This window comes from Ochrobactrum sp. C6C9, from assembly GCF_022627935.1.
In the GTDB taxonomy this organism is placed as follows: Bacteria; Pseudomonadota; Alphaproteobacteria; order Rhizobiales; family Rhizobiaceae; genus Brucella; species Brucella teleogrylli.
Genome location: NZ_JABXGB010000024.1, coordinates 49,983 through 63,438, shown reverse-complemented (window position 1 = coordinate 63,438; position 13,456 = coordinate 49,983). Strand labels below are relative to the sequence as shown.

Here is a 13,456-nt window from a genome sequence, read left to right as displayed (position 1 = left end):
AGCCGTTATTCAGCAGGCTGCGCCGAACAGCGCTCGGCGACGGCCAATGTTGTACGCTCGCCAGACAAAGCCCTCTGTCCCAATCCGACGATTAAAACGGTCGTCACAGTTGCAACAATCGACACCCAGAAGCCGTTCGCAGCACCAAAATTATCGACGACCCAGCCCGCGATGAACGCACCGAGCGCCATCCCGATACCGATCCCCGTCATGACCCAGGTAATACCTTCAGTCAGCATGCTTTCCGGCACGCGGCGTTCGGTGAGACCGAAAGCTGTGATGAAAGTCGGCGAAATGGCTATGCCGCTGATAAAGACAGCCACGGCCAGTAGAGCGACCGACGAGCTTGCAAACAAGAGCGGTAGGGCGGTGATTGCAAGGACGCTAACCGCAATGAGCAGCTGTAGCGGCAATTGAATTCTGGGTTTGAGCGCGCCTAGCGTCAGACCGACCACAAAGGATCCGATGGCGTATACACCAATAACCAAGCTTGCCATGTTGGGCTGGCCAAGCTCCCTGGTGATCGCGACAGCACTAACTTCCGCTGTGGCGAAAGTCGATCCCACGAATACCAAAGCCAGGGTGATAATTTGAACCGAACGAAGCCTGATAGCGGAACGCTGCGAAACATTTTGGTCAGGCATACGGAGTTTGGGCTCTGTTGAACGCTGAGCGAGAAAAGCAATGGTGCCAACAGCGAGAAAGACCGTGCTGATCAACATCCCGGCCTCTGGGAAAAGAGCTACGGTCAAGCCAACCGAGAGCGAAGCGCCGGCGATATAGACCAATTCATCGGCAGCCGACTCAAATGCAAAGGCGGTATTCAACTCTGGTCGGTCACGAAAGATCTCGGTCCATCGTGCCCGTACCATCGCGGATATGCTTGGCATTGTTCCGGCCAAAAAGGCCGATACGAATAGGGTCCAGTTGGGCCATTTTTGATTGGCAGCCAAAGTCAGCGCCGCGAACGCAACCACCGAAACAATGGTTACCGGTCCTACGACGGCCCGTTGCCCAAATTTGTCGACAGCCCGCGATATCTGCGGCGACAGAAACGCGTTGGTCAAGGCAAAGGTAGCGGAAACTGCGCCACCCAGCCAATATTCGCCGTGCGTCAGAGACAGCATCGCGACGATCCCGATTGGAGCCATTGCCATTGGAAGCCGCGCAAAGCCCGCAGCGGCGGAAAAGCCAAGCGCGCCGGGCGCGCTGAATATCTCTTTATAGGGGTTGGACATGGACCTGTTCCTTGGTGCAAAGGATTTTGCCATTTACATACGTGGCGTATGTCAATTAATTACTTGATACGTGGCGCATGTCAACTAATATACGTCACGTATGTGAAAACTGGAGAATGTTGTGCGCAAACCCCGTAGCGAAATGATTGCTGAAACCCGGGAAAAGCTGCTGGCCGCGGGACGGAAGGCATTCGGTACAGTGGGCTATGCCGATGCCTCAATGGATGACTTTACGGGCGCAGCCGGTCTGACCAGAGGCGCGCTTTACCACCACTTCGGCGACAAAAAAGGCCTCCTGCAAGCTGTCGTCAATCAGATTGATGCTGAAATGACCGGCAGGCTTTGCGCGATTTCGTCCCGCGCCGCGACACCCTGGCAGGGCTTTGTCGATGAGAATGTCGCCTATGTTGAGATGGCGCTGGAGCCGGAAATTCAGCGCATCATGTTCAGAGACGGTCCCGCGGTGCTTGGAGACCCGTCCGGCTGGCCAAATGCCAATGGCTGTATTGCAACGGTCGCCCGCAGTCTCGCGGATCTCCAAAAGGCTGGTATTATCGTAGACATTGACCCGGAAGCTGCCGCGCGCCTCATTAATGCAGCCAGCAGTAGCGCCGCTCAATGGATTGCCAATGCAGAAGACCCGCAAGTCACCTCAAAAAAGGCTGTGCAGACATTTCGCACTTTGCTGGAAGGGCTTATCATAAAGAAGGAAACGCCAGCGCCTGAAGCCAAAGCTCGTTGATGCGATGGCATGCATGTTTCGCAGCCTTTGATAAGTCGCCATCGATCTAGAAAAACTTGTGCCGTTACAGGCAGACAGTCAGGACTAAAGTTCGATCTGCGTCTCTATACGATGAAGCATTTTTCGCATTTTCTGGTTTTCGGCGTTGAGCTTTTCAGCCAGCTGTCGTTTTAGTGTAGCATTCTCGGCCTCAAGCGCTTGCAGTTCATCCAGAATATCAAGTTTCGCTCTCGGAGATGGTTTTGCCTTTACCGGCTTGTCAGCAATTGCCTTCAAGTGACGGCGAGTATTTCGCTTTTTCTTTTCAGGCGTTGCCGAGACGGGAGTGGCGATAGCCGGAAGCGTTTCGGCTTCTTGCGGGGACGCGATTGCTTCCAAGATCACCGGCTCAACAATGGCTTTCCCCTGTGGGGTGGGTTCTTGGATGGTCTCAGCGGGCTTGCTGTCAGCTTGCGGGATAGCGGGCTTTGACGGCTCGGCTGCGTGCGGTGCCTTGACATCCTCGTCCACTTCACGGGCAATCGATTTCAGATCAAGGTTGCCCCAAAGAGAGTTGCCGCTCTTGCGCGCACGCCGGTTCTTATATTCAACCACAACATTGCGGATTGGATTCTTCATCCGAAAATAGCTTTCTCGATCAAATTCCATGGAAGTGTACGACAGGTACTGCGCTCTACCTATAGATTTCGGGGCCCGTTTTCAACAATCAATCCGCCTTCATAATAGATCGCTCGCCGCATGTCTTTGGATGGCATCTCTTCACAAATTGTCAAAGTAATGGCACTTATGGTTGCATTAAGCATTGTCCCATATATTCGGCACCCGGAAAGCTTACCCGAGTATCAATTCAGGAGAAACTGAACATGGCTGATGAAACCATTGTAGAAGCAAACCAGACCGCTGCCGCAGAGCCTGCAAGCAGCAAGCCGAAAACCCGTGCACCGCGCAAGAAGGCCGAGCCTAAAGCGGTCGCTGCAAAGCCTGCGGCGAAGGCAGTCAAGGCTCCCAAAGCTGCCAAGAGCGCACCCAAGGCCGCTGCAGCTGCTGCAGCACCAGCTGGCCGCAAGGTGAAGAAATATTCGCCAGCCGAACGCGCTTCTATTCTTGCCTCCGTTGAAAAGGCTACCAAGGGTGGCAAGGTCACGTTGAAAGCTGCATTGCAGCAGGCTGAAGTCAGCGAACAGACCTATTACAACTGGAAGAATGCTGCTGGAAAGACCGCAGCACCGGCTGCTGCCAAGGCATCGTCGAGCGACGATCTCAAGGCGCTTGTTGCACTGGAAGCTGAAAATCTCAAGCTGCGCAAGGAACTGGCTGCAAAGCTTCGCTCCGAAAACACCGAATTGCGTAAGCGTCTCGGCAAGGCATAACAAACAACTCACTTGGGACAGCCCCTGCCCCAACCCGACCATGACACAAAACAGGTGCCCCGCCGGAAAGCGGGCCACCTGTTTTCGTTTGAGGTTATTCCTTGTGTTCCGGCCAGCCGTAACGATCGTCCAGTGCATCATAGCCAGCAAGTCCAGTAACAGCACTGAACTCTGCATATGATACCATGGCGCTTGCACGATTATGCGGTGTTCCTTCTGCCTTCAACACATCAAGTGTATCTCGAACGGCCTTAACCGCGGAGAAAAGGGCCGAGAGCGCATAGAAAGCAACGTTGAAACCGAGCTCTTCCAGGTCTTTTGCCTTGAGTGCGGTGGTCTCGTTGCCATCAACAATGCTGACAACTTTGGGACCTAGTATGCCTTTTGAAACCGCCTCAACTTCAGCGATCTTCTTGATACCATCAACAAAAACGAGATCGGCGCCTGCATCCTGATAGAGTTTTGCGCGGCGAATGGCTTCATTGATGCCCTCGCTCTGGATTGCATCCGTCCGTGCTATCAACAACATGGGATGCTGGCCGCGCGCTTCGACAGCGCAACGCAAACGACGAATGTTTTCCTCTGCGGGAATGACTCGTACGCCCGACCGCTGACCGCATCGCTTTGGCAATTGCTGGTCTTCAAGATGGATTGCAGCAACGCCTGCCTGAATATACTCTTCAACCGTTCGCCAGATATTGGCGGGGCCACCGTAACCGGTATCAGCATCGGCGATCACAGGAATATCAACCGCCCGGACCATGTCACGTGCATGCGTTGTCATTTCCGTTTGCGACAGCAGGCCGATATCCGGCAGACCGAGCCGCGAGGCCGTCGCCCCAAAACCCGTCATGTAAATGGCGGGAAATTGTGCCATCTCAACCAGACGTGCAGTCAATGCGTCGGCGGCACCCGGAGCTTGAAGCAGATGACCCGATTCAATATCAGCTCTCAATTTTTCAGCTGTGTTCTTCATTATGCTATCCCTGTTAGCGACCGCCGGATACGTCTACGACAACACCGGTGATATAGGACGCCTCTCCAGACAGGAGCCAAACCGCAGCATCTGCAACTTCAGCGGCGGTGCCAAGCCTTTTGAGCGGAATCATATTGGCCATCGCTTCAATATTGGCGGGATCGGCAAAAACGTCCTGTTGGATTTCCGTGTTGATTACGCCGGGCGCCAATGCGTTAACACGTGCCTTCGGCGCAAGCTCTTTGGCAAGTGCGACAGTAAAGGACGCAATCGCACCTTTGGTGGTTGCGTAAACGATATTGCCAACCATACCGCCGGTGCGCGCGGCAATCGAAGACAAATTCACCACGGAACGATCCGCACGACTGGAAGGAGCGCGAATGAAGGCGCTGGAAACATAGAAGGCGCTCTTCAGATTGACCCCGAGAACCCGGTCGAGTTCCGGCTCGTTCATATCTTCGACTGTCATGCGCTGACCGATGATACCCGCATTGTTCAAGAGATGATCAACACCACCAAGCGACCCTACAAGCGCGTCCATGGCAGCTTCAACGGATGTGCGGTCCGCAACATTGACGTTAGCCGTCAGCACGCGGTCGCCGTGAACCGACTGACATTCAGCAAGCCGTTCAGCATTGATATCCCACACGACAACTTTCGCGCCGAGACCGACCAGCTTGTCGGTAACAGCGCGCCCGATCCCCGATGCGCCGCCGGTGACCAAAACCGTTCGGTCCACGAAATAACCGGAGCCGATGTTTGCCGATTGTGATTGCTGCACTTCTATCCTCCCGCCATAAAGGGCGTCATGTTTCATTCGGCGGCAAGAATGACCAGATCGGTGTGATTGTCAACTAGGGTTCTAGATTATGTATGCCACTTGTGCGTACTTCTTTTCCGGTCTATAGGTGCCGCCGAAAGGTGTCGCGGAGGGCGACATCAAAGCTTAGGGAGGAATGTCATGGCGGATGCTATCCGTGCTGACGGCGCTCAATTGAATACCAGTCTACGCGACCGGACGATCCGCAAGCTCAACATGCGCATTGTCCTGTTCTGCTTTATTTGCTTCATCGTGAACTATCTGGATCGCGTGAATATCGGCTTTGCCGCACTGCATATGAACGAAGATATAGGCCTGACCCCTTATATGTTCGGCCTCGGCGCGGGAATTTTCTTCATCGGGTATCTGGCTTTTGAAATCCCCAGCAACATGATCCTGCACAAGGTTGGTCCGCGCATCTGGATCGCCCGTATCATGGTCACCTGGGGCATTGTCTCCTGTGCGATGGCCTTCGTGCAGGGGCCAACCTCCTTCTATATTCTGCGCTTTCTGCTCGGTGTAGCCGAAGCTGGTTTTGCGCCAGGCGTACTCCTCTATTTGACTTACTGGTTCCCAGCCAAAGAACGTGGCCGTGCGACGGCCCTCTTCATGGCCGCAACCGTATTGTCGATTGTCATCGGCGCACCGATTTCGGGCTGGCTGATCGACGCTGGTGAAGGCCTGTTCGGCCTGCACGGCTGGCAGGCAATGTTCATCCTCGAAGGATTGCCCGCAGTCCTGCTGGGCATTATCACGTTCTTCTATCTTGTCGATTCACCACAGAAAGACAGCAAATGGCTGGATGCGGACGAACGCGCCTGGCTTCTGGAACAGCTTGCCGCTGACGAAAAGAACGCCCAGCCCGATACACGCCATAGTCTGCGCGAAATCTTCAGCGATTTCCGGGTTTGGCTCCTCACGTTGGTCTACATGTTCAACGGTATCGCCGTGTATGGTGTGATTATGTGGCTGCCGCAGATCGTGAAGACTTTTGGCCTGACGACCCTGCAGTCCGGCTTTGTCTCGGCCATACCGTTCATTTTCGCGGCACTCGGTTTGGTCGTCATTTCGCGCAGTTCCGACCGCACCGGCGAGCGCAAGATTCACACGGCCATTGCCGGCCTGTTCGGCGGCCTATTCCTCGCAGCCAGCGCGCTAGCGCCCAATCCCTATCTGGGCCTGCTGCTGCTTTGCATCTGTGCGTTCTTTCTCTGGTCCTATCTCGGTGTTTTTTGGACCTTGCCGACGCAGTTCCTCACTGGTGCAGCAGCGGCTGGCGGTCTGGCTGCAATCAACGGCTTTGCACAGATTGGCGGCTTTACAGGTCCCTATATTGTGGGTTGGGTCAAAACGGCGACCGATAGTTTTTCTATCTCGCTTCTGGTACTTGCAGTATTTCCGATCATCAGCTTCTTCCTCTGCATGAGCTTGAAAGCGAAACGCGACTAGACCACATTACCGGCAGCGATCTTGAACGCGCTGCCGGAAATTCTTTGAGGAGACCGTGTACTGGCATGACAAAGCCGAAAACGCCCCCGCGCAAGAGTCTTGTCCCGACGATCGCTGATAAAATACGCGCGGCTATCGTCGACGCCGAGCTCGATTTTGGGGAAAACCTCTCCGAAGACACTCTGGCCTCTGCATTTGAAGTCAGCCGAACGCCTGTGCGTGAAGCGCTCAATCTGTTGCAGATGGAAGGGCTGGTAATCATCGTCCCAAAATCCGGCACCTATGTCTTCACACCGACGCTGGAGGACATTGCCGAACTTTGCGACTATCGCGTTGGATTGGAAAAGCAAGCGATAGCGCTTACGCCCCAACAATCGCTTCCGCTGGCGGTCAGCGAATTGCAGAAGCAGTTGCAAGCCATGACCGAGGCCATTGATCGTGGCAACATGCAAGCTTATGGCCGCGCCGATACCGCATTCCACCTTGCCTTCTTTCATCACTGCGGCAATCGCTATCTCAAAAATGCTTACGATCTTATTCTAGGCCGCGTGGCATCTTTGAGAACTCATCTTGCCATTCGCGCAGAAGGTGAACCGGACCGCTCGTATAAAGATCATGCGCATATGATCAGCCTCTTTGCCGAGAACAAGCGTGACCAACTATCCACGATACTGGCTGCGCATATTCTTCGCACCAAGGACAATTATCTCGACGCTTTTCAAAAGCTGTCGGCCAACGTTACTGGTGGAAGGGCTGCACGGCTTCGCCGTCGTCTGGCGCTGACGGAGTAACTCTCGCCTCACTTTCGGGTTTATTGAGAATGGCGCTGCGGCGCCATTTTTGTTTTCCACTACGTAAAACTCAATCGCATGCCGACGCCGCCTCCACAAAGTAACCGAATGCGCTTCATGCATTATGTGAGAGGCAGGCCTTAGAGACATAAAATCTGATACATCAGATATTGACATATCACAAAATAGGCGGCTATTTCTTTAAGCGAAGAGTTTCAGGGAGATTTGAGCTTTGGATTCGCAGGCATTAGCTCTCAAGCCGATTAAGCTGAGAAATCTCAGAGACCATGTGCATGACAGCTTGCGGGAAGCGATTATTTCCGGTCGGCTGAAATCCGGCGAGAAATTGAATGAACGTCAGCTTGCAGCCGATCTTGGCATCAGCACCAGTCCGCTCAAGGAAGCGCTGAGGCAGCTTGAGGGCGAAGGGCTGGTTCGAACGGAATCGCGTCGCGGCACCTTTGTCTGCTTCAGCGAACGTCAGGCGGAAGAGATGATGCTGGCGCGCGCTGCGCTGGAAAGCATCATTGCGCGGCAGGCTGCAAAACACGGAAGCGAGGAAGCTTTTGATTTTCTTCGCGCCACCATTGAGGAAATGCGCGCGGCGGTGGAAACCGGCGACGTCGATGAATTGATCGAACTGAACGAGAAATTTCACGACGGCATTCATGAAGCGTCCGGATGTGAATATCTGCGACGACTGCAAAACGCTCAGCGCATGTATGACCATGCGGCCCGGGTGACGGTGCTTTCTCACGATGACGTTCGGCGTCAATCATTCAACGAGCATGAGGCTATCATGCTGGCGATTACCAAAAGAAACGGAGATTTGGCCGAGCGATTGATGCGTGAGCACATCGTAAAGGCAGGGGAGACACATATCGAGCTGGTCTTCTGACCGGCCTATTGGGAGGAAACAATGGATCTAGCAGGCTATCGCCAAGTGCTTCGCGGCATTTCGGGCGTGCATGCAACCGCTTATGACGCACAGGGCGAAATCGAACCGGTGCTGACGGCGAAAATCGTTTCGCGCATCGCCGATGCGCGCGTTCATAATATCGTCAGCGGTGGTAACACCGGTGAGTTCTACAGCCTGACGGAAGACGAAGTTATTCGCCTGCAATCGATAGCGATTGAAGCTGCCGCCGGTAAGGCAGCGGTCACAGCTGCTGCGGGGCGTTCGGTACGTGAGGCCATAAAAGTGGCAAAGGCTGCCAGCGCGGCAGGTGCCGACGGCGTGATGATCCATCATCCGCTCGATCCCTTCGCGGCCCCGCATGCGCAGGTTGATTATTTTATCGCGATTGCTGAAGCGATTGATCTACCCATCGTCGCCTATATCCGTTCTGACTTGATCCCGCTTGATGAAATGGTCAGGCTCGCCACCCATCCGAAAGTTGCCGGGGTAAAATTCGCATCGCAAAACACGATGCTTTTCTTCGAATGCTGCCGGGCGACCAAAGGCATGGACGCGACCTGGATTTGCGGTCTCGCGGAAAGCTGGGCGCTGTCCTTCTACGCGCTTGGCGGACGGGGCTTCACTTCAGGACTGGTCAATGTCGCACCGCAGCGTTCGCTTGCTGTTTGGAATGCGTTGGAGGCCGGTGATTACGACCGCGCGCGATCGGTCGTCGAAAGCATCGCTGAATTTGAAACCATGCGCACGAAATACCGCAATGGCGCGAATGTTACGGTCGTCAAGGAAGCCCTGCAAATTCAGGGGCTTGCTGTGGGCAAGGTCCGGCTTCCCGGATTTCCGCAACTCGAAAAACACGACCGCGAAACGCTCCAGCAGATTGTCGCAGGTTGGGAGACAGATGGCTTAGTCTGACAGATGAAATCAGGGCGTCCTGACAGGGAGAAGATGGGCGCACCGCAGAACCAAAAATGGAGGAGAACATGAATAAGGGAATTTCACGCCGTACATTCATGGCGGGGGCCGGGCTTGCAACAGGCATGGGTATCATGCTGCCGAAAGGTGCGTGGGCCCAGTCGGCAAAACTGCCATCATCGCCCGTTGCGCTGAACGTTATCGATGCTGCGGGCAACCTCGCTTTGACCCAGCCCATATTTGATAATTTTGCATCCGAACAAAAGGCGCTTGTTTCGCGCTTTACCTTCAATAAAGCGCCAGCGCCGGAACTGCCGGGCAAGATCAAGGCCCAACAGCGCGCCAACCGCATCGATATCGATCTGGTCATTGTCGGCCCTGACGCGCTCTCGGCAGGACTTGCCGATGATATCTGGACCGATATCATCGCCTTGCCGGAAAACGGCCTGCCCAAGCTTCAGGACATCTATCTTGAGCCAGCATGGCGCATGCAGGAAATGTCGAAGGGCAAAGGCGTGGTGGTGTCCTACTACCCGTCGGGACCGCTGCTTGAGTACCATCCGGACAAGGTCAAGACAGCGCCTAAAAACACTGAAGAGCTTTTAGCCTGGACAAGGGACAACCCCAAGAAGTTCATTTATGCACGTCCAGCCAATTCAGGCCCGGGCCGCACGTTCCTGATGGGGCTCCCCTATCTCCTCGGCGACAGCAATCCAAAAGACCCGATCAAGGGCTGGGATAAAACCTGGGCCTATCTGAAGGAACTGCACAAGAATATCGAATATTATCCGGCAGGCACTGGCGCCCTGATGAAGGAACTGGGCGAAGGCACTCGCGACATGACGGTGACCACCACCGGCTGGGATATCAATCCTCGTGCACTGGGCGTGGTGCCGAAGGAAATGGGCGTCAGCAAGCTCGACGGTTTCCATTGGGTTTGTGATGCGCATTATTTCGCAATTCCAAAAGGCGTTTCGGAAGAGAAGATCGCCGTCCTGATCGAGTTTATCAAATTTGCGCTAAAGCCGGACCAGCAGGCTTATTCTTACGATGCTGGTTATTTCTATCCGGGCCCAGCCGTCAAAGACGTTACGATCGAGATGGCGCCGAAGGAAAGCCAGAACATCATCGCTGAGTTCGGTAGGCCCGAATATGCCGAGTGGATCGCCAACAACCCGATTGAACTTCCACTTGAACCAGAGGCGCTTGTCGCAGCTTTCCGGCGCTGGGATGAAGAGGTTGCGGCCAGCTAAGGCCTTCGTTTTAAAGCGCATCCTTTCCGAAAACCGTTTCGCACTTTTCGGGATGCGCTCTTAAGCGGGTATTTCCAGGCGAGCCACGTCGGCTCGTCTGGAAGCGCCCATGATCGCCAAACAAATCATGGTGTTTGCGTCAATGTCCTTTCAAGAACTCCGGCTAGACCGGATGAGCCGTTCATTCGGAACTTTCAATGCGCTGAGGGAAATCAACCTCACCATCCGGAAAGGCGAGTTCATCGCACTTCTCGGCCCTTCCGGCTGCGGAAAATCTACGGCTCTCAATTGTATTGCCGGTCTTCTCGGCACGACGGGCGGCGGCATCTATATCGACAATCGTCGCGTTGACCAGTTGAAGCCCGAGGATCGGGGCTTTGGCATGGTTTTCCAGAACTATGCGCTGTTTCCGCATATGAATGTTCTGCAGAATGTCGGCTTTGGCCTTAAAATGCGCGGGCTCGCCAAAAGCGAGATCGAAAAGCGCGCCCGTGCGGCGCTGGCTTTGGTGCGCTTGCAGGGACAGGAAGAAAAACTCCCCGGACAGCTTTCTGGCGGTCAGCAACAACGCGTGGCTATCGCCCGCGCAATTGTCATCGAACCTCCTCTCGTCTTGATGGATGAACCACTATCCAATCTCGATGCAAAACTGCGCCTCGAAATGCGCGCCGAAATTCGTCGCATCCACAATCAGCTTGGTTCCACCACGATCTACGTTACGCACGATCAGGACGAGGCCCTGTCGCTTGCAGACCGCATTGTGGTGTTGCGCGATGGTGAAATTCGTCAGGTCGGCAGGCCCAACGAACTTTATGAAGCGCCGCTCTACAGAGATGTTGCAGCCTTCATGGGGTTCAGAAACGCCCTCCCCGGCAAGGTCACGCGCATCGAAAATGGTCAGGCAACCATTGACGTCGCTGGTAACGCGCTGACGGGACGTGCGGTTGACGCCTTAAAAACTGGCGACGAAGCCGTTTTGATGGCACGCGGCGACGATGTCGTTTCCGGCTCGGGCCATCAGAATACGTTGCAGGCAACCGTTGAAACCATCGAATATCGCGGTCGCGAATATGTGGGCACAGCGCGCACGCAAACAGGTCTGGAATTGATCTTTCACGGCCCGAAAGGCGTCGAACCGGGCAGCCAGATTGCGCTCGGCATTGATGCAGCCAATGCACTCGTCTTTCCGGCGGAGGACTGAGGCATGGTTGATCTAGCTCAGGAGCGATACGCCGAGGCGCCATTAACGCCCAGTCTGCGACAAAGGCTCGCCAATCGCGGCTTCGACGGTGTGACATTACTGATCCTCCCAGCATTGCTGTTTGTGGTGGGTGTCTTCATCTACCCATTCCTCTATGGGCTGGTGCTGTCGTTCAATCCGCTGGATGGAGGCGGCGCGCTCGCCAACTACGCCAAATTCTTCTCCGATCCATTTCTTTACAAAACCATCGGCGCGACCCTCTGGCTTGCTGTTCCGGTGACGATCATCAGTGTGATGTTTGCCGTACCAATCGCCTTGCGCGTTCGATTGATGCGACGCCAGCGGTTGCTGACGACCATACTTGTCCTGCCCATTACGCTTGGCACAGTTCTGATCGCCGAAGGCCTTCTCAACTATCTCGGTCCGCAAGGCTGGTTCAGTCGCACGCTGATTTTCATCGGCCTGATCGACAGCCCGCTGAAACTCACCAATAATTACTGGGGTGTGTTCGCTTCACTTGTCATCACCGTTTTTCCATTCACGTTTCTACTGACGCTCTCCTATATAACCGGCATCGATCCGGCACTGGAACGGGCGGCGGCCACCCATGGAGCCAATAGCTGGCAGCGCTTTCGATATGTCATGTTGCCCCTGCTGGTTCCCGGTCTGGTCGTGGCGGCCTGCCTCACCTTCGTTCAGGCCTTCGCGGTATTCCCATCCGCCGTGCTTCTGGGCGCTCCATCCGGTCCTACGCGCGTCATATCCATTGCCGCGGCGCAGGCCGCGTTCGAGCAATATGACGACTCCATGGCGTCTTCAATTGCCATGATCATGGCAGCGGTACAGTTGGTCGTCGTTGGCGCACTTCTTGGCGTCCGCTCACTTTTCTATCGTGGCTCGACAGCCGGCGGAAAGGGATAAATCATGGTTCGGGACACATCCCTTCTCTCCAAACTCTGGATCACCGCCGTCTGGCTTCTCACCGCCTTCTTTGTCCTCAACGTTCTGGCGGTTATTACGGCTGTCGTCGTGTCGAGTTTCGGCACACGCTGGCTTGGCACATGGCTGCCGGATGCCTTCACGACACGCTGGTATGCAGCCGCATGGGCGGAATTCCAGCTGGATCAGGTCTTGCTGGTGACGTTTCAGGTGGTCTTTGCCGTTGTGATCCTATCCGGCATTCTCGGTGTAACCGCCGCCTATGCCATGGCGCGGCGCGATTTCCCCGGCAAGAAATTCGTGCTGCTGATCTTCCTTCTACCCCTGCTCGTGCCACCAATAACCTTCGGTATTCCGCTTGCAACCGTACTTTATAAATTCGGCGTCGGTGGAACATTCTGGGGTGTCGTTCTTGCCAATCTCGTGCCGACCGTACCTTTCGTCATTCTCGTCATGATCCCCTTCATTGAACAGATCGACCCCAAGGTTGAGGCGGCGGCGCGGGTCTTCGGCGCTGGAACATTCAAACTCTTCATCCATGTGCTCCTGCCCATGTTGCTGCCCGGTGTTCTCGCCGCCATGCTTCTGGTTCTGGTACGAACGGTGGCCATGTTCGAACTTACCTTCCTGACAGCGGGCCCAACATCGCAAACACTCGTCGTGGCACTCTATTATTCGGTGTTCGCAGCCGGTGTTCGTTCCGTCCAATCCATCGACGCCATGGCCGTGGTCTACATGGTGACTTCGCTGGTATGGCTTCTTTTGGCGCTGCGCTTCGTCAACCCCACGCAAATTGTCGCGCGCAACCGTCAACCATCCGCGCATTAACGTGACAGACTGAACAGG

14 protein-coding genes are annotated in these 13,456 nt (G+C 55.0%); 10 read left to right on the top strand and 4 right to left on the bottom strand.

Going from position 1 to position 13,456, the window contains the following annotated elements; all coding sequences use genetic code 11:
* Positions 1–5: 5 nt before the first annotated feature.
* Positions 6–1,238 (bottom strand): MFS transporter, encoded by a 1,233-nt coding sequence (locus HWD97_RS18195; protein ID WP_319081076.1) that lies wholly within the window; start codon positions 1,236–1,238, stop codon positions 6–8.
* Positions 1,239–1,359: 121 nt separating this feature from the next.
* Between HWD97_RS18195 and HWD97_RS18190 the strand changes: the two genes are divergently transcribed.
* The gene (locus HWD97_RS18190) at positions 1,360–1,980 is read left to right on the top strand and encodes a TetR/AcrR family transcriptional regulator (protein WP_319081072.1); all 621 of its coding nucleotides are present in this window, start codon (positions 1,360–1,362) and stop codon (positions 1,978–1,980) included.
* A gap of 84 nt (positions 1,981–2,064) precedes the next feature.
* Here the strand turns inward: HWD97_RS18190 and HWD97_RS18185 are convergent, their stop codons facing one another.
* A complete protein-coding gene (locus HWD97_RS18185) occupies positions 2,065–2,628 on the bottom strand; it encodes a hypothetical protein (RefSeq protein ID WP_353410346.1) in 564 nt (187 codons plus the stop codon).
* Positions 2,629–2,843: 215 nt separating this feature from the next.
* Here HWD97_RS18185 and HWD97_RS18180 point away from each other — a divergent pair, with 215 nt between their 5' ends.
* Complete coding sequence (locus HWD97_RS18180) at positions 2,844–3,350, top strand: transposase (protein WP_109365968.1); 507 nt, start codon at positions 2,844–2,846, stop codon at positions 3,348–3,350.
* Positions 3,351–3,444: 94 nt separating this feature from the next.
* Here the strand turns inward: HWD97_RS18180 and HWD97_RS18175 are convergent, their stop codons facing one another.
* Together HWD97_RS18175 and HWD97_RS18170 are read right to left on the bottom strand one after the other, a co-directional pair.
* Entirely contained in the window at positions 3,445–4,326 is an 882-nt protein-coding gene (locus HWD97_RS18175; protein WP_371835380.1) for an oxaloacetate decarboxylase, read from the bottom strand.
* 13 nt (positions 4,327–4,339) lie between these two features.
* A complete protein-coding gene (locus HWD97_RS18170; RefSeq protein WP_371835379.1) occupies positions 4,340–5,107 on the bottom strand; it encodes an SDR family NAD(P)-dependent oxidoreductase in 768 nt (255 codons plus the stop codon).
* A 180-nt stretch (positions 5,108–5,287) separates the two neighbouring features.
* Between HWD97_RS18170 and HWD97_RS18165 the strand changes: the two genes are divergently transcribed.
* The 8 genes from HWD97_RS18165 (at position 5,288) to HWD97_RS18130 (ending at position 13,438) form a co-directional block, all read left to right on the top strand.
* Positions 5,288–6,595, top strand: coding sequence for an MFS transporter (locus HWD97_RS18165; RefSeq protein WP_124915482.1), 1,308 nt, complete (start codon positions 5,288–5,290; stop codon positions 6,593–6,595).
* A 65-nt stretch (positions 6,596–6,660) separates the two neighbouring features.
* Positions 6,661–7,386, top strand: coding sequence for a GntR family transcriptional regulator (locus tag HWD97_RS18160; RefSeq protein WP_371835378.1), 726 nt, complete (start codon positions 6,661–6,663; stop codon positions 7,384–7,386).
* A gap of 289 nt (positions 7,387–7,675) precedes the next feature.
* A complete protein-coding gene (locus HWD97_RS18155; RefSeq protein WP_371835377.1) occupies positions 7,676–8,284 on the top strand; it encodes a GntR family transcriptional regulator in 609 nt (202 codons plus the stop codon).
* Between the two features lie 21 nt (positions 8,285–8,305).
* Entirely contained in the window at positions 8,306–9,217 is a 912-nt protein-coding gene (locus HWD97_RS18150; RefSeq protein ID WP_371835376.1) for a dihydrodipicolinate synthase family protein, read from the top strand.
* 98 nt (positions 9,218–9,315) lie between these two features.
* Entirely contained in the window at positions 9,316–10,470 is a 1,155-nt protein-coding gene (locus HWD97_RS18145) for an extracellular solute-binding protein (protein ID WP_371835388.1), read from the top strand.
* Between the two features lie 127 nt (positions 10,471–10,597).
* Entirely contained in the window at positions 10,598–11,671 is a 1,074-nt protein-coding gene (locus tag HWD97_RS18140) for an ABC transporter ATP-binding protein (protein WP_181375993.1), read from the top strand.
* A 3-nt stretch (positions 11,672–11,674) separates the two neighbouring features.
* Entirely contained in the window at positions 11,675–12,592 is a 918-nt protein-coding gene (locus HWD97_RS18135) for an ABC transporter permease (protein ID WP_371835375.1), read from the top strand.
* Between the two features lie 3 nt (positions 12,593–12,595).
* Positions 12,596–13,438 carry an ABC transporter permease gene (locus HWD97_RS18130; RefSeq protein ID WP_371835374.1) on the top strand — a complete coding sequence of 281 codons (843 nt, stop codon included), beginning with the start codon at positions 12,596–12,598 and terminating at the stop codon, positions 13,436–13,438.
* Positions 13,439–13,456: the final 18 nt, after the last annotated feature.